The sequence below is a fragment of the Paenibacillus sp. DMB5 genome, from assembly GCF_001517085.1.
GTDB lineage: Bacteria > Bacillota > Bacilli > Paenibacillales > Paenibacillaceae > Paenibacillus_AQ.
Map to the genome: position 1 here is coordinate 122406 of NZ_LRAC01000037.1, position 22225 is coordinate 144630.

The 22225-nt window shown below is 52.5% G+C and carries 13 protein-coding genes and 3 pseudogenes; 7 read left to right on the forward strand and 9 right to left on the reverse strand.

All coding sequences use genetic code 11. The features are described 5' to 3' along the window. Nucleotides 1-209: 209 nt before the first annotated feature. Nucleotides 210-302, forward strand: a pseudogene (locus AWJ19_RS36330) (UDP pyrophosphate phosphatase); the annotation flags it as partial. Nucleotides 303-320: 18 nt separating this feature from the next. After that, on the forward strand, nt 321-1394 hold the full coding sequence (locus tag AWJ19_RS07205) for a Gfo/Idh/MocA family oxidoreductase (protein ID WP_082707744.1): 1074 nt from the start codon (nt 321-323) through the stop codon (nt 1392-1394). Between the two features lie 288 nt (nt 1395-1682). Here AWJ19_RS07205 and AWJ19_RS07210 read toward each other — a convergent pair whose 3' ends face one another. Together AWJ19_RS07210 and AWJ19_RS07215 are read right to left on the reverse strand one after the other, a co-directional pair. Further along, nucleotides 1683-3722 carry a glycoside hydrolase family 2 gene (locus AWJ19_RS07210; RefSeq protein WP_068722496.1) on the reverse strand — a complete coding sequence of 680 codons (2040 nt, stop codon included), beginning with the start codon at nt 3720-3722 and terminating at the stop codon, nt 1683-1685. 47 nt (nt 3723-3769) lie between these two features. Then, nucleotides 3770-7156, reverse strand: a pseudogene (locus AWJ19_RS07215) (DUF5107 domain-containing protein). A 226-nt stretch (nt 7157-7382) separates the two neighbouring features. Between AWJ19_RS07215 and AWJ19_RS07220 the strand changes: the two are divergent. Next, entirely contained in the window at nt 7383-8279 is an 897-nt protein-coding gene (locus AWJ19_RS07220; RefSeq protein WP_241781632.1) for an AraC family transcriptional regulator, read from the forward strand. A gap of 100 nt (nt 8280-8379) precedes the next feature. Here the strand turns inward: AWJ19_RS07220 and AWJ19_RS07225 are convergent, their stop codons facing one another. After that, on the reverse strand, nt 8380-10086 hold the full coding sequence (locus AWJ19_RS07225; RefSeq protein ID WP_068722499.1) for an ABC transporter substrate-binding protein: 1707 nt from the start codon (nt 10084-10086) through the stop codon (nt 8380-8382). A gap of 192 nt (nt 10087-10278) precedes the next feature. On the opposite strand from AWJ19_RS07225, the gene AWJ19_RS07230 reads away from it, so the two are divergent. Both AWJ19_RS07230 and AWJ19_RS07235 read left to right on the forward strand, forming a co-directional pair. Then, complete coding sequence (locus tag AWJ19_RS07230) at nt 10279-11139, forward strand: helix-turn-helix domain-containing protein (protein ID WP_068722501.1); 861 nt, start codon at nt 10279-10281, stop codon at nt 11137-11139. Nucleotides 11140-11192: 53 nt separating this feature from the next. After that, nucleotides 11193-12059 (forward strand): GNAT family N-acetyltransferase, encoded by an 867-nt coding sequence (locus AWJ19_RS07235; protein WP_068722503.1) that lies wholly within the window; start codon nt 11193-11195, stop codon nt 12057-12059. Between the two features lie 12 nt (nt 12060-12071). On the opposite strand, the pseudogene AWJ19_RS07240 reads toward AWJ19_RS07235, so the two are convergent. The 4 genes and pseudogenes from AWJ19_RS07240 to AWJ19_RS07255 all read right to left on the reverse strand — a co-directional run bounded on the left by AWJ19_RS07240 (nt 12072) and on the right by AWJ19_RS07255 (nt 17220). Then, nucleotides 12072-13600 (reverse strand): annotated as a pseudogene (locus AWJ19_RS07240) (glycoside hydrolase family 43 protein). Nucleotides 13601-13806: 206 nt separating this feature from the next. Further along, complete coding sequence (locus AWJ19_RS07245; protein ID WP_068722504.1) at nt 13807-14796, reverse strand: glycoside hydrolase family 43 protein; 990 nt, start codon at nt 14794-14796, stop codon at nt 13807-13809. 612 nt (nt 14797-15408) lie between these two features. After that, complete coding sequence (locus AWJ19_RS07250; protein WP_068722506.1) at nt 15409-16512, reverse strand: Gfo/Idh/MocA family oxidoreductase; 1104 nt, start codon at nt 16510-16512, stop codon at nt 15409-15411. Between the two features lie 48 nt (nt 16513-16560). Further along, nucleotides 16561-17220 (reverse strand): ThuA domain-containing protein, encoded by a 660-nt coding sequence (locus AWJ19_RS07255; protein ID WP_068722508.1) that lies wholly within the window; start codon nt 17218-17220, stop codon nt 16561-16563. A 198-nt stretch (nt 17221-17418) separates the two neighbouring features. On the opposite strand from AWJ19_RS07255, the gene AWJ19_RS07260 reads away from it, so the two are divergent. Further along, the gene (locus tag AWJ19_RS07260; RefSeq protein WP_068722510.1) at nt 17419-18258 is read left to right on the forward strand and encodes an AraC family transcriptional regulator; all 840 of its coding nucleotides are present in this window, start codon (nt 17419-17421) and stop codon (nt 18256-18258) included. 401 nt (nt 18259-18659) lie between these two features. Here the strand turns inward: AWJ19_RS07260 and AWJ19_RS07265 are convergent, their stop codons facing one another. After that, nucleotides 18660-19637, reverse strand: coding sequence for a LacI family DNA-binding transcriptional regulator (locus AWJ19_RS07265; protein WP_068722512.1), 978 nt, complete (start codon nt 19635-19637; stop codon nt 18660-18662). Nucleotides 19638-19763: 126 nt separating this feature from the next. On the opposite strand from AWJ19_RS07265, the gene AWJ19_RS07270 reads away from it, so the two are divergent. Further along, entirely contained in the window at nt 19764-21179 is a 1416-nt protein-coding gene (locus tag AWJ19_RS07270; RefSeq protein ID WP_068722514.1) for a 6-phospho-beta-glucosidase, read from the forward strand. 107 nt (nt 21180-21286) lie between these two features. Here AWJ19_RS07270 and AWJ19_RS07275 read toward each other — a convergent pair whose 3' ends face one another. After that, a complete protein-coding gene (locus tag AWJ19_RS07275; RefSeq protein WP_068722516.1) occupies nt 21287-22102 on the reverse strand; it encodes an HAD-IIB family hydrolase in 816 nt (271 codons plus the stop codon). Nucleotides 22103-22225 lie beyond the last annotated feature (123 nt).

Genomic DNA, 22225 nt, shown 5'->3' on the forward strand with positions numbered 1-22225 from the left:
TAAGTTTTGACAACTCCTACTAGCTATTGTTACTCTTTATTTTAGAAGAGATTAAACCAAACTATTTATTTCCTAAAATCCGGTCCATTAACGCTATATGCGATCGGTTAGTTTGACGGGAGACTCTTTATTGAGAAATACGGCAGCGGCGTTGTTCTTTACGGGCATTTTATTCCCGGAGTCAATCTCCGTGGCAAAAAAAGGACAGGCGCTGGTTTATCGGCATTATGGCCAAAGGGAATCTAATCTACTTTTCTTACTATTGCTTTGCAGCCGGTACGCTTTTACTTATTTTTCTCTAAGAGGAAAGGTGAACGTTGATGAACAAACCTATTACATTCGGCATCATCGGCAGCGGCTGGCGGGCGGAGATGTATCTCAAGCTGGCTGACCTGCTGCCGCAGCAGTTTAAGGTAAGCGGAGCCCTGATCCGTAACCCGGCAAAACACCAGCAGCTGATCGCAAAGCATAAGCTTACTGTATACAGTTCAGTGGAGCAGCTTGCGGCAGATAGTGATTTTGTGGTGCTTGCGGTATCCAAATCTGCTGCTGCTTCTCTACTGATGGAGCTGGCGGCTTTAAACATACCCGTGCTGGCAGAAACGCCTACCGCCTCTACTCCAGCTGAATATGAGCTGCTGCGCTCTCTAGCCCTGAGCAGCCCGCGGATTCAGGTGGCTGAGCAATATCCGCTGCTGCCGCATCATCAGGCGAGAACCGCTTATATCAGAACAGGTGAGCTGGGGCAGATCGGGCATGTTCAAGTCTCTGTAGCGCATGGTTATCACGGTATCAGTCTGATCCGTAAGTGGCTCTCCGTCACGGGCACAGCCTGTGAAATTACAGCCCGCCGGGTAGAGCTGCCGATTATGGACTTTTCCTACCGGGGGCGTGCAGCAGAGGACAGCCTGAAAACCGAGCAGCAGGATATTGCGATCATGGTCTTCCCCTCCGGCCAGAGCGCTGTGCTCGACTTCACCCGCTCCCAGTATTTCTCCCCGCTGCGCTCAAACCGTGTGCTTATCCGCGGATCGCACGGAGAAATACGCGATAATGAAATTATCTGCCGGCTCGGGCCGGAAGAGACAGAATACCTGGATATTATGCGGGTGCAAAGCGGACAGGAGGGCAGTCTGGACAGTCTGGGTCTGCGTGAGCTGCGGGCAGGGCAGCGCAGGCTATTCTGCAACCCGTTTGCCGCTGCACCACTCTCTGATGAAGAGATCGGGATCGGACAGGCTCTGCTTAATATGGCTGACTTCCTGCATACGGGCGTATCCACCTATGCTCTGGCAGATGCCTTGACGGATGTAAGGCTGGCGTTTGCAGTCGATGAAGCTATTGCATCGGGGGGTACGGTTACTGTGGGCGATGAGCTTGGAGCAGGGGAGTAACGGACAAAACATGTATTTGCCCGGAGCACGGTCTCCGGGCCAGAAATGAGAGGCATTTTTGCCTCTCATTTGGCGGATTGAGCCACCAAGGCCGAAATCAAGGGCATTTTTGCCCTTCATTTCGGCTTTTTGGCCGGCTGGGCCGAAATCAAAGGCATTTTTGCCTTTCATTTCGCTTAGTTCCGCCAGCAACGAAAAGCCCATGAGAAGGTTAATGGACCCTTCCCATAGGCTTTAAGCTTTCCTATCCAAAAATCCTGATTACTCAAAGTAACGCTACAAATCCAGTCAGTCCAACTCTAGCTCCAGCACACTGTAGCCGGTAGGCCGGAGTATGGACAACGCTAAAGTACGGACAGCACCATCTTTACCTTCTCCTTCACTGCCAGTACCATCTTTAGCTTCGCCTTCACTGCCAGCACCCTCTTTAGCTTCACTTGCACTTCCGGCGCCATCCGGCAGCTCCACATGCACCGTCTGCACCTCTCCAGGCGCCAGATCAGGAAGCTGCTGCCGGATCACCTCACCTCCCGGTAAAGTAGCCGTCAAGCTGTAGCCTCTCACCGCATAGCTCGGAATATCATTCCGGCACTCCAGCGTCAGCTCAAGTCCGCCATCCTTCCATACCGGCTCTCCTGCGAGCACAAGCGGGGAAGATTCTTCACGCAGAGCGGCATAGGACGGCTTCATACGGTTGTATAGATCCACAGAACCATGGACTCTTTGCCGCAGCCGCCCCTCTCCTTCCTCACCCATCTGTGTGCGGTAATCGTTCAGGCTGAAATAGATCAGCGCCGCAAACGCCGGATAACGCCGGTAAATCGCTGTTTTCTCCCGCAAAATACTTGTTCTTCTGGCATCCCCGCCCTCAAAGGCCGGTTCGCACAATCCATATTCCGCAACAACAAGCGGCTTGTCCGGATGATCCGCGATGATCTGACGGATGACCTCATCCTCATCCAGATCACCATGCCAGGTGCCGATATAGTCGTTCCACATCAGCATGTCCCCTGCTGCCGTAGCATCGGACGCCGGGTGTAGCTGCAGCGTATTGCTTACATAGTTCACTAACCGGGTTGAATCAAGCTGCAGAAGCTCCTGCTTAAGCTGCTCCATATATTGGTTAGTTACCGCAGATTGACCGTCCAGCTCGTTGCCCATTCCCCAGGCGAAAATGCACGGGTGATGCGAGTGGCTTGCGATCATTTCCTTCGCTTGGCTTAATGCAAGCAGGCGTGTGTCTTTCCCCGGCTCAGCCGGCTGCTGCCAGTGCGGAATCTCCTCCTGGACCAGCAGGCCGTTACGGTCACACCAGTCCAGCAGCTCATTGCCCTGCTGCCAGTGGAAGCGGGTGATAATGCAGTTGGCTTCTTTCAGCCTGACGAGCATGGCCGTAAGGTCTTCAAGCCGCTCTGCCATACCCGCCTCCGGGTGCGAGCCTGGCATCCACTCTACGCCCATCAGCCGCACCGGTTCCCGGTTAAGCAGAAGCTGATGACCCTCCACCACAATCTCGCGGAAGCCAAAGGAGCGGACAACCCGGTCCTGAGTCTCGCCGCCAGTAGTCAGAACAACCTCAAGCTCATACAGATGCGGATGGTCAAAATGCCATAAATCGGTTTGCTCCAGCCCGATCTCAGCAAAGCTCCAGGTCAAGGCCCCGGCTGCAATCTCCTCTGTCCCCTGCCAGACTATAGCTTCATTGCGGTACACCTTAATCTCCGACTGGACAACAGCAGCCGGCGGCTCGCACAGCTTAATTTCAGCAGCTACCGTACTGCCTGTATGCTTGCCTTCGCTGTTGAAGCTGACCTTAGGCTCTATCCGCAGCTGCCCTACGGCCGTATTGCCCGTAATTACCAGCGTTACCGGCCGGATCAGCCCGCCGTCATCCGCCCAGTCAAAGCTGTTGCTCACGGGCAGCGCCGTATCACTGTTCCGGTTATCCACTCTGATTACCAGTTTATTTTCCCCGGCAAGAATGTAAGGCGTAATATCCGCCTCAAACGGCGTATAACCGGAATTATAATGGCTCCCGGCCAATGTGCCGTTAACCCAAATATCCGTATCCCGGTATGCCCCCTCGAAGAAAAGCCGGACCCGGCGGCCTGTCCATTCCTCCGGAGCCTCCAGCAGCTTTTCATACCAGCCTGCACCTCGGTATTCTTCGAGGCCTTCCTGCACATTCCAGGTATGGGGAACTGTAACTGCCAAAGGGGACGGCAGGCCTTTAGCCTGCCAGCCTTCCCGTTCACCCTGGTTCTGAGGATCAGGCTGGAACGTCCAGCCCGTATCCAGTTTTGCTCTATATCGCCCGCTGTTAATCAAAGGTACCGCAACCCTTCATATGAGATCTGGTGCTTCAAACCGTCCAATTACTCCGCTGCTTGCCCGCACAACCGGCGGTGGATCATAGCCCCCTGATGAATAGGCTCCATTTCCAGTGCTGTATCAAGCTCTGCCGCTGCTTCTGCGGCCCGGCCGAGTCCAAGCAGCCCGAGTCCGCGCATGTACCGGCAGTGAATAACGTTGCGGCGGTCCAGATCATCCTCAAACACCAGGAAGTCCGGCAGGGATACCGCAAAGTAGTCGATTTTGATCTCGTCAAAAATATGCTTCTCCGCGTAATCGATCAGCTTGTTAAACCGCCGCTTCGCTTCCTTCTCATTGCCAAGCTTACTCCAGGCCAGTCCCTGATAGAAAATCATTTCCGGCGGCTGGTCGTTATAGAACATCGCGCTTGTCGGTTCCTCCAGCCCCTGTGAAGCGGTCATGTAGCTCGCCTTAGCTTCCTGCTGCTTCTGCAGACCTTCGTAAGCCAGTCCTATATAATAGTAGATATTATTTTCCTGCGCCCCTTCAAGCTTGCCTTCGCCCAGATTCAGCGGATAAACCAGTGCCTGCTGAAGATGGGCCAGCGCTTCCTCATAGCGGCCTTCCTTAAGCAATTGCTTGCCAAGCTCGGTATGGGCAAATTTATATTGTCCGGTTACCTTGCCTTCTCCGCCTTCCCAAGGGTGGAAATTGCGGGAGCCCAGTGCTGCCAGTGCCTCATCGTAACGCTCCAGATTGTTAAGAAGCGTAACATATTCTACAAACAGATCATCCCGCTGCTCCACCTGGCTGCGCTTAGCTTCAAGAATATCCAGCCGCTCCTGCGCAGGTAAAGCCAGCTTTTTGCGCAGCTGGTCCAGCTCGAACAGAATCCGTACATCCTCCGGAGCACAGGTGTAGGCCCGCTCCAGCGATTCCATGGCTGCCTGCGGATCGCCCTGTTTGTTGTAATAAGCAAGACCGAGATTGCGGTGTACGGTTGCAAAGTCCCCGCGCAGCTCACGCGAACGCTCCCAGCCGGCAATCGCTTCTTTTGGACGTTTTTTATCATAATAGAAGTTGCCGAGATAATAGTGGGCTTTGTCATCCTCCGGGTTGGCCCGGACGGCGCTTTCCAGCAGATCCAGCTCGAACAGGGTGTTCGGGAAGCAGTAGGCCGGGTCGGCAGACTGTCCGGCACGGCGCTGTGCCTCAGCCATTTCAGGGCGGCCGGCAAGTGCATACAGCTCACCCAGCGCATAATGCACCATCGGATACACCGTTCCTTCAGCCGGAACCATTCGCAAGCCGACTGCTATAGCTTCGTCCAGCAGACCGCAGCCCATGTAATCAGCGATCAGATTCAGATAGTTATGTGCGTCTTCGCGCATCAGCAGACGAAGTTCCGCCAGCACGCCTTCTGCAGCAGCTGCATCACCAAGAGCAGCAAGTGCCAGTGCCTGCTCATTATAGGCGCCGAAGTCAGCTACATCCAGAACAGCAGTTTCCTGTGCAAAAGCAAGTGCCTGCTCATACCGGCCAAGCTTGCGCAGCATAGCCGCTTTCAGATTACGGGCCTTGTAGTTGCGTGAATTGCGGACCAGTGAGCGCTCAGCCAGATCCAGGGCCTCAGCATATTCACCCTTGCAGCTTGCGATCTGGGCAAGTGAGAAGTAGCCGGCATCCTGCCAGGCAGCCGACCAGACCGCTTTGTGGAAGGCAGTGTATGCTTCGTCCAGACGGTTCTGGCCGCGCAGCGAAACGCCCAGCTGGTAATAAGCTTCACTGTCGTAAGGGTTCGGATTTCTCCAGGTCAGCCGTTCAATCGCTGTACGGAAATACGCTTCACTCTCACTGTACAGGCCACGGCGCAGCAGCAGCGTTCCGTAAGCCACATTCAGGCGGATATCACCTTTATCCCGTTTTAAGCCTTCCAGATAATAATCCTCCGGCTCAAAGGTGGCGTGCCGGTATTGCTCCAGATGCAGACCAGCCAGGTACAGCTCCTCGGTGGAGCGCAGCTCATGCGGCTCAGCGAGCGGCTTGGCGGCATCCGGGACCTGCTCAATGTCAGGGCGCTTCGGCTGATAAGCAATCAGCAGTCTGCCGTCAGCAGCTCTGACAGTCAGCTTCAAATCATGCTCCTGCTCACCTGCTTCCAGCGTTACACTCTCCTTAAAAGCATCTTCGTCCTTCGGAGACAGCTGTACCGACCGCTCAATATACGTCCGGTTTGCTCCTTTCAGCACGATCGTAGCCTGCTCCAGTACCGAAGTGGCATACGCCTGAACCTCAGCCCGGCCGATGCGGCATCCACCTCTAGGTTAACCGCTGCTTCAATCGAAGCATTTTTAACAACGCCGATATTTTTGTAAGGCATAAAATACTGCGTGAATGTCTTCTCCTCATAAGGCTGCAGCCAGGTGAAGTCAGGCTGGTTATCTGTATACACACCGGTCATAAGCTCAATATACGGGCCGTCCTCATCGGTCAGCTGGCGGTCCCAGGCCTGGCCGAACTCGCCGTTGCCCCAGGTCCACTGCTTTTTGCCGGGCGAGATATGATGATTCGCTACATGCAGCAGGCCGGCCTGGACACCATGGTCATAGCCGCCGACGAAATTATAGTCTGATTTATAGGCCATGTAAGAAGTCGGAACCGGAATGTTTTTATAGCGGGAAATATCGACCCCTTCGGAATAGTCCTGTTTATAATAAGTTCCGGTAGCAATCGGGAAGCGGGATACGTCCCGTTTACCATGGTCGAACACGGCGGTAACGTCCGGAGGGAATACAGACTGTGTATGGTCGTTGACCGCCACCGCCGGATTAGCCCACCACAGGAACGTCTGCGGCTCAGGAGTCCGGTTATATAGCTGTGCGTTAATCTCCAGGTAGGCTTTGCCGGGATACAGCTTGAACTCCGCCGTCACCTTGGTGCCGTACATCCGGTCAATTTCGCTTACCCATACGGAGGCGCTTCCATCCTCCGATTGCCGAACCGGTATTCTACCGGACCGAAAGTATTAGGACGGTGATGCTGCGGCCAGTTGAATTCAATGCCTCCAGAAATCCATGGGCCGCCAGACCCACCAGCGCAGGCTTGATTACCCGGTTGTAATAGACGAAATCATAGTTGTTGGTTTTATCAAGTGCACGGTAGATCCGTCCGCCGATTTCCGGCATAATCTCGATCCGCACATATTCATTTTCGAGAATGACCAGCTTGTAATTTTTATCGGCCTTCACATCCGAGATGGACTCAATTACGGGATGAGGATACACGCGGCCAGTGCTTCCCTGATACACCCGTTTCTCCAGGAACATCGGATTCGGGTCAGCCTTTCCCGCTTCATACGTAGGAATAAGCACCTCTGACTCCCATACCTGTACCTGTGCAGCCGCTGACGGACCTTCTCCGGGCGTGTGAGCATTTATCGTTTGATTCATGTCTGCATTAGCCTCCCTTGCTTTTATAGTTCTACTTTAGCCTCCGGCAGCGGAGGTTCCAATTGACGAAATGCGGGAAGTGATGGATTATATTCATATTCGGCAAGTAGAAACGGCTACGCCGTCCTAAACAGGACGGTATCCGTTTCTGTGAGAAATATAAGGATCATTTATAACGTAAAACATACAAATACTTATATTTCCTGCAAAAGAAGGAGGCTCACAAATGGCCGGCCGCATGATGCAAAAGCGTGAAGGCTTCACAGAGGAGAAGCTGTACGTTCTCCCTGATTATTGGATGAAGGAGCTGGAGCAGGAAGCGCTGACTTCCGAGCTCTATGTAACGGATATCGGCTATTTTCCCAATGCGGAATATCATTTCCGGGAACGCCCTGAGGGGGCACCCGCACATATTTTTATTTTTTGCGAATCGGGCGAGGGATGGGTTGAGCTCAGGTCCGGGGAACGGATGACTGTGCGGGAAGGTGAACTGGTGATCATTCCGCCGGATACCCCCCACCGCTACGGGGCCGCAGCGGGGAATCCCTGGAGCATCTACTGGTTCCACTTCAAAGGAAACCATGCCGCCCGGCTTGTCAGCCTGTTCGGTCTGTCTGCCGGGCCGCTCGCCCTTTCCCCCAGCGGAATTGCAAGATTCACTGAATGGTTCCAGCCTGCCTATGAGCTTCTGGCCGAACGGACGTATTCACTGACCTCGCATGTTCATGTAGCCCAGACCACCCGGCAGCTGCTGTCCGGCATCGGGCTTAACACCAGCAAGTCGGCGCAGGAGAAGAAACGGGAGCATTATCTGGAGCAGGCGATAAAATACATGAACCAGCACATGGAAGAATCCATCCGGCTAACGGATCTGGCCCGGCATGTCGGCTTGTCCCAGCAGCATCTGATTCATTTGTTCAATCTGGAGACAGGAGTTCCCCCGATCGGGTACTTTCTGCGGCTCAAAATCCAGCGGGCCGGCCAGCTGCTCGACCTTACGGAGCTCAGCATCAAGGAGGTCAGCTCGGCTGTCGGGATCAGCGACCCTTACTATTTTTCCAGACTGTTCAAAAAAATGTCCGGCTTCTCGCCCTCCCGCTACCGCAGCATCCCGAAGGGCTGATCCGTTACTGCCCGATGGTACCCTGCCTGCATAAGCACAGGTACTGAACCACAGACAAGGGCCCTGCCGCTAATCCGGCAGAGCCCTCTTTTACCATATACTATTTAACATCTTTACCGGTAAACAGCGACACTCTCGCTTTAACCAGCTCTGTATATTCCTTCTCCATCTTCTCGGCTCCGGCTTTGTTCAGCTCGGCAATGAAGTCATCATAGATTTTATCGAATTTATCCGGACTGGAGAGAATGGCTTCCGGAATCCGTTTTTGGACAATATCCTGAGTCTTCTGGTAGATCACCTGATATTCCCCGTCTGTCGGAACAGGCATATTGTAGAGTGCCCCCCACTCTTTTACCGGAAATTCGTCTTCGGCAGGGAACAGGTCCTTCCAAGTGGTTGCATTATATGCGGCCAGAGATTCCTTCTCCGCCTCCGAATACTCGGCCTGGATCTGTTCCGGGAAGTTGGTGGTGTAGTAATTATCCGTGGAATCCTTCACGCCGTCCCCATAACGGACTCCAAAAATCGAATACAAGCCAACCCCTGTATTTTTGGCAAAATTCCCCGCATCATTAACCTTCTGATCGAGAATATCGGCTGGCATCACACGTTTTCCGTTCTCTACGTTGTAGGTCTTACCTTCGATGCCCCAGTTTCTCAGCACCTGCCCTTCCTCCGAGGACAGCCAGTCGATGAACTTGATTGCCCGGACCGGATCTTTACAGGCAGTAGTGATGCTGATACCGTAGCCGTCCACACCGACAGCCTGCATCGCATGATCCTTATATTCCTCACTCAGGGTAACCGGGAAATGTGCATACGTATACTCGTCTTTGCCGGCCGACTTCAGGGCATTCTCCGCATCCTGGTACTCCCACTCCACCGAGCTAAGACCAAGCACGCGGCCGCTGGAGATTTTTGCTTTATACTGGTCATCCTTCTGCACAAAAGAGTCCTTATCGAGCAGCCCCTCATTGTACATATGGTTCAGCCAGCGGAAATACTCCTTTTCCTCCGGTTTTTTATAGTGGAGCATCGTCTCATACGTCTCCGGATTCACATAGTACTCCCCGTCATTGGCCCCGCCAGTCGTAATATCCCCCTGGTTGGTTACCGTAATCATGATCTTCCAGCCGTCTGCATTCAGTGTCATCGGAATCGTTGGCTGACCATCTGTCGTCGGATGCTTGGCATAATATTCTTTGAGCACATTCTCAAAATCCTTGACCGTTCTCACTTCCGGATAGCCCAGTTCCTTGAGCACCCGGTGCTGAATCTGGAAACCGTTGGTTGCGTCAAATTTCTGTTCACCCACGCCGACATTCGTCGGAATCGAGTAAATCGCTTCGTTGTCCTTGCTGTATTTCATACGGTTCATGTTGCCTTCCATGACCTTTTTGATATTGGGCGCGTGCTTATCGATCAAATCGGTCAGATCAATAAGCGCTTCCGCATCCACCAGCTTGCCAATCTCTCCCTTGGCGAAAATAATATCCGGGTACTCGCCGCTTGCGGCCATCATGGCAATCCGATCCTGTCCGCCTCCGCCGCCCACATCAAATTCCGCCTGCAAGGTAACGCCGGTCTTCGCTATAATTTCTTTGCCTACATCGTCCTGCATGTTGTTCCAGTTCGGGCTGGCATCGGCTCCAAAAAACGTGAAGGTCACCGGCTCCGTATCATTACCGCTGTTCCCGTTCGTATTGTCTGCGGCGTTGTTTCCGGAATTGCTGCAGCCGGCCGATACCAGCAGTAAGCCTGCCAGCAGTGCTGCCCCCAGCTTTTTCGATACCTTATTATGATTCATCTGGTAAATCCCCCTTTAGCTCTAATCTGATGCATAAGCTTCTTGAATGCGGTTGCAAACCTCATCGCCTATCAGCGCTGCTCTTGGTGATGCTCTCATTTTACTCTGGTGCTTTGGCCGGATACCTTGATTTTCAGGTCATAAAATAGCATTATATAGACACGAAGGCCGCATTTTCCGGGAGGTCCCCTTATGAGTAATGTCTATCTGAACTGGTTCACTACAGATGAGCAATTCCCGTTCTTTATCCAATACGGCGGTCATGAGGAGGATATGTCGCTCCATAAGCATGCGGATTTCTCCGAGCTGGTTATCGTGCTTAACGGACACGCGACCCATATCGTTAATGATGAGGAATCCTTTATCAAAAAAGGGAATGTCTTTGTCATCAGCGGCGGCACACCACATGCTTACAAGGCACCGTACGATTTTAAAATCTGCAACATTATGTATAAGGCCGAGATGCTGAAATCCGCAGGCCCTGACCTCAGAACCCTGAACGGCTATCAGGCACTGTTTGTGCTGGAGCCGTTTTACCGCAGCATCAACGGGTTCAAAAGCAAGCTGAATCTGCCGATCACCAGCCTCGAGCATGTCTCCTCGTTCATCGCTGCAATGATTAAAGAATACGAGGAGAAGCAGCAGGGCTACCAGACAATGCTCGCCTCACGGTTCATGGAGCTGGTGGTATATCTGTCCAGGCACTATGAGAATCAGGAGGCCGGAACGGATAACAGCCTGATGCACCTGGCCAGCGCTATCTCGTATATTGAGGATCATTACTGTGAGCAGATCACACTGGAGGATATTGCTGCGCAGTCGCGGATTTCGGTCAGGCATCTGAACCGGATTTTCCGGGCGTACTATCAGACGACCCCAATCGCCTACATCCAGCGTCTGCGGCTGGAGCTGGCCTGTACCCTGCTCCGCGGGAGCAGGCATTCCATCACGGAGATTTCCTATATGTGCGGCTTCAATGACAGCAATTATCTGACCCGCCAATTCAAAAAAGCCTACGGTATGTCACCGAAGGCTTATAGGGGGAATTCTTGAATTAACGCGGAGCAACTCCAAATAAGGTCGAGCCGAAGAAAGGGTGTAGTAGAATGCAGTTCAAGTTGTATACGGATGTGCATGCGTTTTACAAGGATACCTATGATGTGCTGATGCATCATGAAGCCCAAAATATGATTCCTCTTGGCAATATTATCATGGGGCATGAAGGAAAGGACAAAACAGACTGGCGTGACCCTGTAAACTGGCTTATGGCAACGATTTCGGATGACAAGGACATACAGCTTACCGCCATAATGACGCCGCCGCACAATATTACGCTTTATGCAACAGACAACAACATTAATCCGGAAGCTGTAAGCTGTCTGATAGACGGGCTGAAAGACCGTGAAATTCCAGGTGTGACAACCGAAAAAACGCTGGCAGAATATTTTGCCAAGGAATATACCCTGAGCAAGGGAATAACGTTTAAAACAGTAATGAACCAGCGTATATACGAACTCACGGCAGTAAACCCGGGCATTCAAAAGCCTGGTAACGTTCGGTTGCTCGATAATAAGGATATTCATTTTTTCCCATACTGGGTGGAAGCATTCAATGCAGCGGGGATTTATGGAAAGACAGAAATGTCCATCCCGCAAGAGGCAGCCCCTTACCTTTACCGGATAGAATCGAAAAAAATCTATATTTTAGAGGATAACGGCATTCCCGTTTCTATGGCGGGATATACAAGGGTAATGCAGACGGCTATTGGTGTGGCCTTTGTATATACCCCTCCATATGAGCGCAGCAAGGGCTATGCTACTTCCATTGTGGCGCAAATAAGCCAGCTTGCATTGGATAAAGGATTTACCAAGTGCGTCTTATATACAGACCTGGCAAATCCCACATCTAACAGCATCTATCAAAAGATTGGGTATAAGCCGGTTTGTGATTCGCTCCAGTTACAATTTGAATAGTCTAAAATAATTCTACTGGTCGTCCCGCTGCTCTATAGGCTCATAATCGAACCAGTCAAAAGCTGCCGGAGCGGATTGCCCCTCTGCGGAACCCGCAGCATACATGGCAATAAATACGCCCGTAAAGCCTCCGGCAACCTCTGTGCTGAGCAGATGTGTCTCGCCCCAGCCAAGGTCTATAGTGCTGCCTTGTGCTGTCTGCAGTGAAGCAACTATTTTCTTAGGAAAAGCCTTGACCTTCAGTTCAACGGAACCTTCCGGACAATCCCAGATTTGTTCTGTCTGCAGGGAGCCGATTGTTTTACGGAAAACTACCTTTTGCTGCCCTCCACTAGTGTTACGGCCAGATCATAATGATGCTTTTCGTTCATGAAGACCGTTAACCCTGCTTCCTCCCCCTCATGCTCCGGCTCATACTCCATTGCCGCCGCAATGCTGCAGGAGAAGTGGCTGAGTCTGCGGCCGACAAAAGCTGGAGCACCGGCATTACTCAGCCCGGTCTCATGCCCGTGCAGTACCAGATAACCCATGCGCTCCTCCAGAGACCAGCTGCCTTCCAGGGGATTGCGCAAAAAGGTCCAGTTGAAGCCCAGCCGATTTTCATTAAAATCGTCTCTGACCGGGGATTCCGGCCAAGGAGTCAGAGGCAGCTCCGGCGCTTCCATCTGCGGATCGATATGTGTATCGCGGCCGAATACCGGCCAACCCTCTTCTGTCCAGGTGACAGGAGCCAGATACACCTCGCGGCCCAGATGATGCGCCTTCGGATAGGCAACCGGCCTGATGCCAAGGCATACTGCCCACCAGCTGCCGTCTTGCGTCTCGATCAGATCGGCGTGTCCGGTAGCCTGAATGCTGCTGTCCATACTCCGGTTAGTCAGCACCGGATTGTGCGGACAGGGCTCAAACGGCCCGTACGGCTGCCGGCTTCTAGCAATCGTCTCCATGTGCCCGTATTCAGTGCCGCCTTCTGCGATCATGAGATAATACCAGCCGTCGATCTTGTACAGATGCGGGGCTTCCGGATGTGCGCCTCCGGTGCCTCCCCAGATAAACCGGCTCTCTGTCAGCATAGCTCCGGTTTCAATATCGATCTCACACTGGTAGATGGCATGTCCTTCAGTCCCGTTACACGACGACTGGAAGTATACGCGGCCGTCATTATCGAACAGGAGGGAAGGGTCGATGCCGCCCTGCTTGACCGGAACAGGGGCTGACCACGGCCCTTCCGGATTCCTTGTTTTAACGTAGAAATTGCCGATCCCGCTGACGTTGGTAGTGACCATATAAAACCAGCCGTCATGGTAACGGATTGTCGGGGCATAAATACCGCCCGAGCTCCACGCATTTCCCAGCGGCAGCTGCTCAGGGGTAGTCAGGCAATGGCCGATCTGCCGCCAATGAACCAGGTCCTTACTATGAAAAATCGGTACCCCCGGAAAATATTCAAAGGTACTGGTAACCAAATAATAGTCCTCATTAACCCGGCATATGCTGGGATCGGGATGGAACCCGGGGATTACGGGGTTGCTGTATTGCATCGGCTGCACTCCTGTCGATTTGCTTGTTATTGTGTTTTTATTGTAACGGCCGGCGGCGGCTTGAAACCTTAAGTTTCAAGTCATCAATTAGGAGGATACGGACATTTGGCTTCAGACGAATCCCATCACCTTTTTCCGTGAAAAAGCACAAGACCCTCTAATACACTGGTTCTTGTGCTTTATTTTGGCGCTATAAGGGGTACCTGTTATTCTCCGGCAGGGTAGGGATCGATCGTCTGAATGGTTCCATCCTCGTTATATTTCAGCTCCGTATATTTCACGCAGCGCTTGTGGTTCACACCTTCCGACAAGGAGCTGTCATGATAGAACAGGTACCATTTATCCTCAAACTGGACGATGGAATGGTGCGTGGTCCAACCGATGACCGGGGTAAGAATCGTGCCTTTAAACGTAAACGGTCCAAGCGGGCTGCGGCTGATTCCGTACACCAGCTTATGCGTCGAGCCTGTTGAGTAGGACAGGTAGTAATAGCCGTTATATTTGTGAACCCATGGTCCTTCAAAATATCTTCTGTCCTCGTCACCCGCAGTAATCGGATTGCCGTCCTCGTCGATGATCGAAATCTCCTGCGGCTCGGCTGCAAAAGAAAGCATATCCTCGCTTAGCTTGGCTACGCGCGGCCCGATTGCCGGCTGGTCTGCTGGCGGCCCTTCGGTCTGCTCCGGCTGGAAGGTGCCGGTCTGCCACTTCTCGAGCTGGCCTCCCCAGAGTCCGCCGAAGTAAATATAGGCCTGATCATCCTCGTCCACCAGCACGGCAGGGTCAATGCTGTAGCTGCCCTGGATATAGTCCGGCTCCGCCTTGAACGGTCCCGCCGGATTCGGTGAGGTGGCTACGCCAATCCGGAAGATTCCGTCCTTATCGCGCGCCGGAAAGTACAGGTAATACTGATTGTTCTTGTACGCCGCATCCGGTGCCCACATCTGGGCCGAGGCCCATGGCACATCCTTCAAGTGAAGCGCTTCGCCATGGTCCACAGCAGGAGAATCGAAGTTGTCCAGCGACAGTACATGGTAATCCTCCATTTTATACTGGTCGCCGTTATCATTATCCGGGCCGTCGTGATCGAGGTCGTGTGACGGGTAGATGTAGATTTTATTTTCAAACACATGGGCGGACGGATCAGCGGTAAAAATATGAGTTACTAGCGGTTGATTGGGTTTGACACTGCTCATGTTTATTGACTCCTTTAGGATTATAGTTTGGCTTTACGCCAGGGGATACTATTATTAGGGCTTGTCTGAACTGCTACTTACAGTAATCCGGTTTCATTACTGCCGGTCAAAGTTATTCTCGAGCTACATTGTTGTTGTTTGCGTCAACCGGCGGAATACCTCATCATATTGTTGCTAGCGCTTGCAGCGAATTACTTCAAGCCCCCTTCATTTTACTCTTATCGGTTGCCCTGTCCTATACAGAAACTAAAGAACTTACCATTAAAAATTATGGAACATGTACCGATACGCTAAAAAATTCGCAATCCGGCGGCCCAATTGCTCCATTAGTGGGATTTTTCCCTCTATTGCCTCGCAAACCGGCCGCTTACTGCTACATTAGTGGGATTTTTCCCTCTAATGCCCCGCAAACCGGCCGGCCGTAGTTACCTAAGCCGAAGCCTTAGGTAACTAACGCTCCATTCCCGCTTGGGGAAACAATCGCTACTCCGCCGCTTTCCCATGCGGTGCAGCACATTAACCGGCAGAGGGCGTCTGCTCCAACTCCGCCTCTGTCAAAAAAGATCTGCCTGCAGCCCCCCAAGGAGCTGCAGAGAAGATCTTGATAGCTTCCTAGCTAATGTAGCCCTTGATCAGACCCAGCGGCAGCGGTCTTGGCTGCTCGCAGCTGGTGGCGAGCTCTACGTAGCGCTTCGTATCGGAACTGGTGTGGAAGGCGTGCATGATCTCCAGCACGTGGTTGGCCAGCTCGCCGCCTGCACGCGGACGGTTTCCGCTCGTGATGCAGTCTGCGATATCCGCTACGCCGATCCCCCGGCTGTTGACTGCGTAATTATGCACCAGTGGAATTTCCATGAAGCCGGTGCCGCCCGCCGGCTTCAGCAGAACCGGCCCGCCGAAGGTATTGGGATCGGGAACAATCAGCGTTCCCCGGGTGCCATAGATTTCGATACGGGGCAGCGTGCTGTCCCATACGTCGAAGCTTGTGATCATAGTGGCTACAGCACCGCTGGCAAACTGCACTGTACCTGCAACATGTGTCGGCACCTCAACATCAATCCGCTTGCCGAATTTCTTCTCGCTGGTAATGGTCCGCTGCGCAAAGGAAGTTTTGGTCATGCCAGCAACCGTTGCAGCCGGACCCATCAGCGATACGAGGGCTGTCAGATAGTAAGGGCCCATATCAAACATCGGCCCGCCGCCTGCCTGGTAATAGAATTCCGGGTCCGGATGCCAGCTCTCATGCCCGTGGCAGACCATGAAGGCCGAAGCGGCCACCGGCTCGCCGATAAAGCCGTCGTCAATCAGCTTGCGGCAGGTCTGGATTCCCGCGCCCAGGAAAGTGTCTGGTGCACAGCCGAGCATCAGCCCTTTTTCCGCAGCCAGATTTACCAGCTCCTGCCCATGCTCCAGCTCAAGCGACAGCGGCTTCTCCACATAGACATGCTTGCCGGACAGCAGCGCCTGCTTGCACACGTCGAAATGGCCCTTCGGCGTAGTCAGATTAACCACGATCTGAATATCCGGTGAAGCGAGCAGCTCCTCCGTGGACCATACATTAGGCACGCCGTATTTCTCTGCAGCTTCCTCTGCCCGTTCCTTAAATACATCCGCGCAGGCATAAACCTCTGTATTGACGAACAGCTTGGTCAGATTCTCAAAATAAATCCCGCTGATATTCCCGCAGCCGACAATCCCGACTTTTACCTTATCCAAAGCAATCCCACCTGTTCATTGTTAAGTTTAATCGCATATCTTCCGCATTTATCTCGCTGCCCACACAAACCCTCTGCGCATCAGTTCCTTTGCTTCCGGAATATCGAAGATATCCGCATGATGGCCCAGGGAGTTATAGAATACGCGGCCTTCGCCCCACTTCTTGGTGTATACAACCGGCACGGTGATTACGCCATTGGCGGAATGCGGACCTTCGCTGACTGGAAATGTTGTGGTCGCCAGTACGTTAATGCACGGATCAACATGCAGGTAATACTGCTCCGACTTTACTTTGAAATCCTTAATTCCCTCGATAAGCGGACTGGAGCTGGACTGCACCATGTTGACCACATAATCCACCCCGTCGTTGAACGGATGGGCTACCCATTGCGATCCGGTCATAAATTGCCATTCGACGCTGTTGCGGAAGGAATCGCACATCCCGCCGTGACAGCCTGCCAGCCCTACGCCTGAAGCTACTGCCTTCAGCACAGGCTGCAGCTGCTCGTTACTGATCTCGCCCATAGTCCAGATCGGGACAATCAGACTGAGCCCGAGCAGCTTTTCCTCATCCTTGAAGCTATCGAGCGTGTCGGAGATTTCAACCTCAAAGCCCTCCGCCTCCAGCAGCCCCGCGAAAATTTCCGATACCTGCACCGGCTCATGCCCGTCCCAGCCGCCTCTTACAATCAAAGCCTGTTTAGCCATGTCTATATGCTCCTTTACAGTCCAAGTTATAGTTGTTAAGAATATTGAATCTCTACTGTCCTCTTGTTCCCTTCCATTGTAATGCAAGCGCTCTCGGGCGCTCGCCATTTTTATTGTCTATATGGTCATTTTTTGCTATTATCTAATAAAACTTACCGGCAGCACCTATCCATGTGCCTGCTTCCAAAGGAGCAATGTATGAAGGCTTTTCACGAAAACCGCATGTATCCTTCCCAATTGCCGTTCAGCTCCTGGCAGGTGAGCAATATCAATTTCCTGGCTCATTGGCATACGGATCTGGAGTTTGTGTATGTACGTGAGGGGTCCATCCGGATGGGCATTAATCTGGAGAGCCGTGTGCTTCATAAGGGGGATATGGCTTTTTGCAGCAGCGGAGACATTCATTATTATGACAGCACTGGTCGGGAATCGGTCATTCAGCTGATTATCTTTAACCCACAGCTAATTGCTAGCCCCGGCGGCTGGCCGAAGGATGTGCGGCTGACTGACCCTTTTATTTGTACAGGCGGCCAGGACCAGGCAGACATTGAAGCCTCCGGTATGGCCGACATTCCCAGACTTATGCTTCAGCTTGAACATGAACTTAATAATAAGCTGCCTCATTACGAGCAGGTCATTACCGGTCAGCTGAACGAGCTCTGCGGACTCTTGCTGCGCCATCTTTCTACAGAACCGGCCGACCAGAAAAAAGACATGCGGCGGATGAGCAGCATGAAGGTGATGCAGAACGTACTCGATTACCTGGAAGACCATTTTGCAGAGGTCATTACTTTGGAGGATGCAGCAAGACAGGCGGAGATGAGTCTGTTCTACTTCTCAAGATTCTTCAAAAGCACCACCGGCATGAGCTACATCTCTTACCTGAATCATATCCGGGTCAATAAAGCCGAGGAAATGCTCCTCAGCAGTGACAAGCCGATTATCGACATCGCGCTCGACTGCGGGTTTACGAATGTCCGGACCTTTAACCGGGTATTCAAACAATTCAGGAACAATACGCCGTCAAGCTACCGGTGAGACTGCCCCCAAATATCTAGTTGGATTTTCGACACTTAATTCCATCGTTTCTCCGTTTTTCTAATCATTAGTTGGATAATCAACACTTATTTTAGGCGGAATCCCTTATCCGGAGCGTAATCAGCAGATTTAAGTGACGTTTTTCCAACTAGTGACCTCAGGCCGGCGTTTTTCCCGAAAATAGATAGCAAATTTCCACTTAGTTGTTCAGCACGCAGCCTCGCAGCTCCCGACTCCCGACTTCTGACTCCCGCAGACTTCATCCTTTTGCAAAAAAAGAGCCGCCCCGCCAGTCATCATCATGACCAGCCGGACAGCTCATCTACCTGTGCTTCTACTTGGACTTGTATCTGCACCTGTTCCTTTACGCCTACCTCTGCCTTCTCCCTTTGCTATACCACTCAAGTAGTCGCCCGCTGCACCAGGCAATACTGCAGCTTCTGCTGCGGCTCGCCCGTACCGGTCAATTTGCTAAGCAGCAGGTGAAAAGCATTTTTCGCCTGATCGGCAATCGGATTATAAATGGATGTAATCCCCAGCGTGTGGGCAAGCTCTGTATTGTCGAAGCCGATGACGGCCAGATCCTCCGGCACCCGCAGCTGCTGCCGGCGCGCCTCGCTTACAATGCCAGCGGCCACCAGATCGTTGGCGCAGAGAACGGCATCCGGCCGCTGCATCGGATCTTCCACTGCCAGCATCTCCTTGACCAGCTCTTCACCTTGCCGGATGGAATGAATAGCGGTGCGGGACCACTGCGGCAGCTCCGCTAACTTGTGCTTACGCACGGCATCCTCATAAGCCTTCATCCGGCCCAGCGTATTGATGCTGCTCGGCCTGCCGTATGCGTTAGCGATGCGCGTGCGCCCCCGGCCGATCACATGCTCAAGCCCCAGCGTATACCCGTCGTACTGGTTCATTGCCACCGAGGCAATCTGCGGAAGCTCCATCCGCTGCCAGGAGACAATCGGCCCGTATTTGCAGTAGCTGCCCAGCAGCGCAAGATCGTTGACACAGGTGCTGATGACGAGCGCATCCACTCTTTTTCTGCGCATATCCTCAAACGCCTGCAGCTCTTTTTTCGGATCACCGCTTGAGGTATAAATGATAGTCTGATAGCCGTACTGGCTGGCCGTCTCCACAAAGCTGTTCAGGAACGGCAGCATTACCTCATTAATACCCTCCGTCACCATCCCAATCTGCATCGTCTGCCCCTTGGACAGGGAGATGGCATTGCCGTTCGGCACATAGTCGAGCTCCTCCATAATCGCCAGAATTTTGTCACGGGTCGGCTGGCTTACATGGGGAGACTGGTTCAGCACTCTTGATACGGTGGCTTTGGAAAATCCCGACAGCTTGGCGATTTGCTCAAGATTCGACATAGCTCTCTCCTTATATTCACAAAAAAGTTCTTGACATGTAACGCGTTTCAACATTTAGCATGCAGGTATAGGACATATTAATAGCTTACCATAACTCTCACTACAACTATAAAAGGCGGGATTTAAATGACTGTAAAATTTCCTGAAAACTTCCTGTGGGGCGGCGCAGTAGCAGCCAATCAGCTGGAGGGCGCATATAATGAAGACGGCAAAGGCCTGTCCACCCAGGACGTAGCTCCGCAGGGCATCAAAGGTCCGATTACCGAAGAGCCTACTGAAGATAATATGAAGCTGGTCGGCATCGACTTTTACCACCGCTACAAGGAAGACATCAAGCTGTTCGCCGAAATGGGCTTCAAGGTGTTCCGTACCTCCATTGCCTGGACGCGGATTTTCCCGAACGGGGACGAGCTGGAGCCTAACGAAAAAGGCCTGCAATTCTACGACGACCTGTTCGACGAATGCCATAAATACGGAATCGAGCCGCTGGTGACGATCTCCCACTACGAGACACCGCTGCACCTGTCCAAGCAATATAACGGCTGGGTTAACCGGGATCTGGTCGGCTTCTACGAGCGTTATGCCAGAACACTGTTCACACGCTACAAGGGTAAAGTGAAATACTGGCTGACTTTTAACGAGATTAACTCTATTCTGCATGAGCCGTTCATGAGCGGCGGGATTTACACACCGAAGGACCAGCTGAGCAAGCAGGATCTGTATCAGGCCATCCATCATGAGCTGGTAGCCAGTGCAACGGCTGTCAAAATCGGACACGAAATCGATCCCGAAGCCCAAATCGGCTGCATGATCCTCAGTATGCCGACTTACCCGCTGACTCCGAACCCGGACGATGTGATCGCGGCAATGAAGTCGGAGCATATGAACTACTTCTTCGGCGATGTGCATGCGCGGGGCGTATACCCTGGCTATATGAAACGCTATTTCCGTGAAAATGGCATCGAGATTCATATGGAGCCGGGAGATGCGGACATCCTGAAGCATACGGTAGACTTTATCTCCTTCAGCTACTATGTAAGTATCTGCGAAACAGGTGACGACAACAGCCGTAACCAGACCGAAGGCAACCTGTTCAGCGGTGCAGCTAATCCATACCTGGAAGCAAGTGAATGGGGCTGGCAGATTGACCCGCAGGGTCTGCGCTACGTGCTGAATATGTTCTACGACCGGTACCAGAAACCGCTGTTTATCGTGGAAAACGGACTTGGCGCGAAGGACGTATTGATTACAGGTGAAGACGGCGTGCCGACCGTTAACGACGACTACCGGATCAAATATCTGAACGACCACCTGGTTCAGGTAGGCGAGGCGCTGGAGGACGGCGTTGAGATTATGGGTTACACCGCATGGGGCTGTATCGACCTGGTCAGCGCATCGACGGCAGAGCTCAGCAAGCGTTACGGCTTCATTTATGTGGACCGCCACGACGACAACACAGGTACGCTGGAGCGCTACCGCAAGAAATCCTTCTACTGGTACAAGGACGTTATTGCTACTGACGGACAGAGCCTGAAGAAGTAGGCCTCACCTGTTTAAAAATAAACCGCAAGCTCCCCATCGTGGGAGGCTTGCGGTTTTTTCTGACTTTGGCTGCAGAACAGCACCATTTATCTCTCGCTAAAAGCGGACTACACCGCCATCCCGTTCTGCAGCTCCATCATTTTGCGGATGGTCAGCAGCACACCGTTCTCTTCGTTCGACTTCGTAATGAAGCTGGCGGATTGCTTCGTATTCTCGCAGGCGTTGCTCATGGCGAAGCTGTATTTAGCCGCGGCCATCAGCTCGATATCATTTTCCCCGTCCCCAAAGGACATGGTCTCTTCCTTCGTAATTCCAAGCATCTCCTGCAGCCTTCTGACCGTCTCCCCCTTATGGGTACCGCGGGCTGTAATGTCCACCCATCTCGGTTCAGAATCAACGATATATATCTGCCCCAGCAGGCTTTCTTCAATATGCTGTCTGATCAGCGCACTCCGGCCGGCGGCATCAAAGACTGTAAGCTTAATAAACTCACCCGCCACCTCGTTAAAAGAATCTGTTCTGCGCACATTTGCATAAGAATGCCGCACCAGATCAAAGGCTTCATCTGAAATCCCGCTGCTGACATAAGCCCCCTCGCTCGTACAGGCAATCAGAATCAGATCACCGGCAAACGACTCTATAAGTGCAATAGCACGTGATGCCAGAGCGCGGTCCAGCATAAATTCCCTAACCAGCACCCCGTCACGTTTGATGCGTGCAGCGCTGTCACCCAGAATCCATAGGCCTTGCCCGCGCCCGCGGAACAGCTCCTCCACCCGTTCACACTGCTTGCCCGTGCAGGCTGCAAAAGCGATATTATTTCTCTGCATTTCCCCGTATACCTCATCGAACAGGGCCGTGTCAAAGGTTCCGCTATCATTCAAAAAAGTCCCGTCCATATCTGTAACAACCAGCTTCAGCATCTCTATTCCCCCTTAAATTAAACAGTCTCAGGATGACTGATTTCAGTGTAACGGCTGGGACGCGTTTCATGTCAACTATGCAGATAAAGGGTAATGAACGGTAATTGAACGGTAACCAGCCCG

Excerpts from the sequence above, each read along its gene's own strand:
- AWJ19_RS07205 (WP_082707744.1), top strand. The coding sequence starts at position 321 with ATGAACAAACCTATTACATTCGGCATCATCGGCAGCGGCTGGCGGGCG.
- AWJ19_RS07220 (WP_241781632.1), top strand. The coding sequence starts at position 7,383 with ATGGCCGGCCGCATGATGCAAAAGCGTGAAGGCTTCACAGAGGAGAAG.
- AWJ19_RS07225 (WP_068722499.1), bottom strand. The coding sequence starts at position 10,086 with ATGAATCATAATAAGGTATCGAAAAAGCTGGGGGCAGCACTGCTGGCA.
- AWJ19_RS07230 (WP_068722501.1), top strand. The coding sequence starts at position 10,279 with ATGAGTAATGTCTATCTGAACTGGTTCACTACAGATGAGCAATTCCCG.
- AWJ19_RS07235 (WP_068722503.1), top strand. The coding sequence starts at position 11,193 with ATGCAGTTCAAGTTGTATACGGATGTGCATGCGTTTTACAAGGATACC.
- AWJ19_RS07245 (WP_068722504.1), bottom strand. The coding sequence starts at position 14,796 with ATGAGCAGTGTCAAACCCAATCAACCGCTAGTAACTCATATTTTTACC.
- AWJ19_RS07255 (WP_068722508.1), bottom strand. The coding sequence starts at position 17,220 with ATGGCTAAACAGGCTTTGATTGTAAGAGGCGGCTGGGACGGGCATGAG.
- AWJ19_RS07260 (WP_068722510.1), top strand. The coding sequence starts at position 17,419 with ATGAAGGCTTTTCACGAAAACCGCATGTATCCTTCCCAATTGCCGTTC.
- AWJ19_RS07265 (WP_068722512.1), bottom strand. The coding sequence starts at position 19,637 with ATGTCGAATCTTGAGCAAATCGCCAAGCTGTCGGGATTTTCCAAAGCC.
- AWJ19_RS07270 (WP_068722514.1), top strand. The coding sequence starts at position 19,764 with ATGACTGTAAAATTTCCTGAAAACTTCCTGTGGGGCGGCGCAGTAGCA.
- AWJ19_RS07275 (WP_068722516.1), bottom strand. The coding sequence starts at position 22,102 with ATGCTGAAGCTGGTTGTTACAGATATGGACGGGACTTTTTTGAATGAT.